This window comes from Ruegeria sp. SCP10, from assembly GCF_040329495.1.
GTDB lineage: Bacteria > Pseudomonadota > Alphaproteobacteria > Rhodobacterales > Rhodobacteraceae > Ruegeria.
The window spans coordinates 1-2084 of record NZ_JBDZYF010000046.1 but is presented as its reverse complement, the minus strand read 5'-3'; the positions used below and the strand labels follow the sequence as shown (position 1 = coordinate 2084).

The window sequence follows — 2084 nt, the reverse complement described above, 5'->3', positions numbered from 1 at the left end:
GGGGTCTGTTCCGGCTGGGGGCAGAATGACACCTTAAGGCCGTTTAGCTAGGGCTGCGCTGTTTCCTTGATCAATCTGTAAGCTGTTGATCTTGCGATGCCGAGTTGTTTTGCGGCTTGTCCGGCGGTCATTCCGGCTTGGACGAGATTTTGCAATGCCAGGACGGTTTTAGCTTCGAGGGGTGGTCGCCCTGGTTTTCGGCTCTGCGCTCTAGCGGCTTGGATGCCGTCTTTTGTGCGTTCTGAGATGAGGCGGCGCTCAAAATGGGCGATGGCTCCGAAGACGTGGAAGATCAGTTCCCCGGCGGCGGATGTGGTATCGATCCGCTCTTCGAGGCTGATCAGTCCGATATCTTGTTCTTTCAGGTTTTCGACGGTTTCTAATAGTTCTTTGAGTGAGCGTCCGAGCCTGTCCAACCGGATGATAGCTAAGCTGTCACCAGGACGGGCATGGTCCATCAGGGCCGACAAGCCCGGACGGTCGAACTGCTTGCCTGAAACCACATCTTCGAACACGCGAATGGCCCCGGCATCTTTGAGACGGGTGACCTGGCCAGTCAGGTCTTGACCAGCGGTCGAGACTCTCGCGTAGCCGAGGATATCTCCCGCCCTAGCCATTCATCTCAATTTTCAGATGCGGGTTTGGTTCCTTATCGACGAACTCAGCTTTTACAGCAGCCAAGGCCTTTTGCTGCCCAGGGAAGCTCAGCATGGTGTCCGCCTTCTCAAAGCTGACCCACTCATAGGCGTCATGTTCGTCGTTCAGCGTGACGGTGGTATCTGTGGGCACCGTGCTGACGAATACGGGCACCAAAGTGATGCATTCTTTGTCTGCCTCGTAGAATTGCTCAAGGATGTCGGCAGACCAGATTTCCGACAGCTCGATGCCTGTTTCTTCGCGAACCTCGCGTATCGCGGTTTGCCAAGCTTTTTCTCCGGCCTCGATGCCGCCCGCGATCTGACACCACAGACCCGCCAAGTATCCTGTACGGCGGAGAAGCAGCACCTTGGCATCACCGTCATCGGGTTTGAGAATGAAGATCGAAACGCTGAAGCTTTTGACTGGGAGCATAGATATGTCTTTTAACTGTTCGTTTTTGAGGCAGGGTCCCGGGCAATCCGAGCGACAGGGATTCTGCCGATCAAAACTGTCTCATTATTCGTCTTTATATTATGCACTGTCTCAAAATGATCAACACTATTTTGAGGACACCTTCATGCCAAGACGATCCGTACTAACCGAGCGCCAGCGTTTGGCGCTTTTCGATTTGCCCACCGACGACGCGTCGATGCTGCACCACTACACCCTCGCTGATGATGACCTTGAGCATATCAACGACCGAAGGCGATCAGAAAACAGGATCGGTTTTGCCTTGCAACTCTGTGCGTTGCGATATCCCGGACGCCTTCTCTCGTCTGACGAGGTGATCCCGGAAAAGGTGCTGCGCTTCATCGCGGCCCAGCTTGGCCTGACCGGTGACGATATCTTGCCCTATGCCGCGCGGCGTCAGACCCGTCAGCAACATTTGCACGCCATTCGCCAGATCTACGGCTTCAGGATGTTCTCGGGCCATGGCGCACGGTGTCTCAAGGCTTGGCTTGAGACAGAGGCCGAAACGGCCCGGTCTAACGACGATCTGGCGCGCAGGTTTGTCGAAGAATGCCGCCGGACGCAGACGATCCTGCCAGGTGTCACGGTCATCGAGCGTTTGTGCGCAGACGCGCTTGTCGCGGCGGAACGCAGAATAGAAACCCGGATTGCCAACAGACTGGCTGAGCAAACGAAAGAAAGGTTGGATGCACTGCTGACTGAGATTGTTGATGGCAAGGTCAGCCGGTTCGTCTGGTTGCGCCAATTCGAGGTGGGCAGCAACTCGGCAGTTGCATCCCGACTGTTGGATCGGCTTGAATTCCTTCAAGGATTGGGCGTTTCGCCAGATATCCTGGACGGCATCCCACCACACCGGGTCACGCGCCTGCGCCGCCAAGGTGAAAGGTACTTTGCAGATGGCCTGCGCGACATTACGAGCGACCGGCGTTTGGCGATCCTCGCGGTATGCGCTATCGAGTGGGCCGCCGCTATCA

Annotated in this window: 3 protein-coding genes; 1 reads left to right on the top strand and 2 read right to left on the bottom strand. The window is 56.0% G+C overall.

From position 1 onward, the window contains the following. Nucleotides 1-47 precede the first annotated feature (47 nt). Both ABLN87_RS22100 and ABLN87_RS22095 read right to left on the bottom strand, forming a co-directional pair. Complete coding sequence (locus ABLN87_RS22100) at nucleotides 48-617, bottom strand: recombinase family protein (RefSeq protein WP_353014266.1); 570 nt, start codon at nucleotides 615-617, stop codon at nucleotides 48-50. Next, nucleotides 610-1071 (bottom strand): NUDIX hydrolase, encoded by a 462-nt coding sequence (locus ABLN87_RS22095; RefSeq protein ID WP_353014264.1) that lies wholly within the window; start codon nucleotides 1069-1071, stop codon nucleotides 610-612. The genes ABLN87_RS22100 and ABLN87_RS22095 overlap by 8 nt, the downstream gene beginning before the upstream one ends. Before the next feature lie 145 nt (nucleotides 1072-1216). Here ABLN87_RS22095 and ABLN87_RS22090 point away from each other — a divergent pair. Further along, a partial coding sequence (locus ABLN87_RS22090; RefSeq protein WP_353014262.1) for a DUF4158 domain-containing protein occupies nucleotides 1217-2084 on the top strand: 868 nt, incomplete at its 3' end.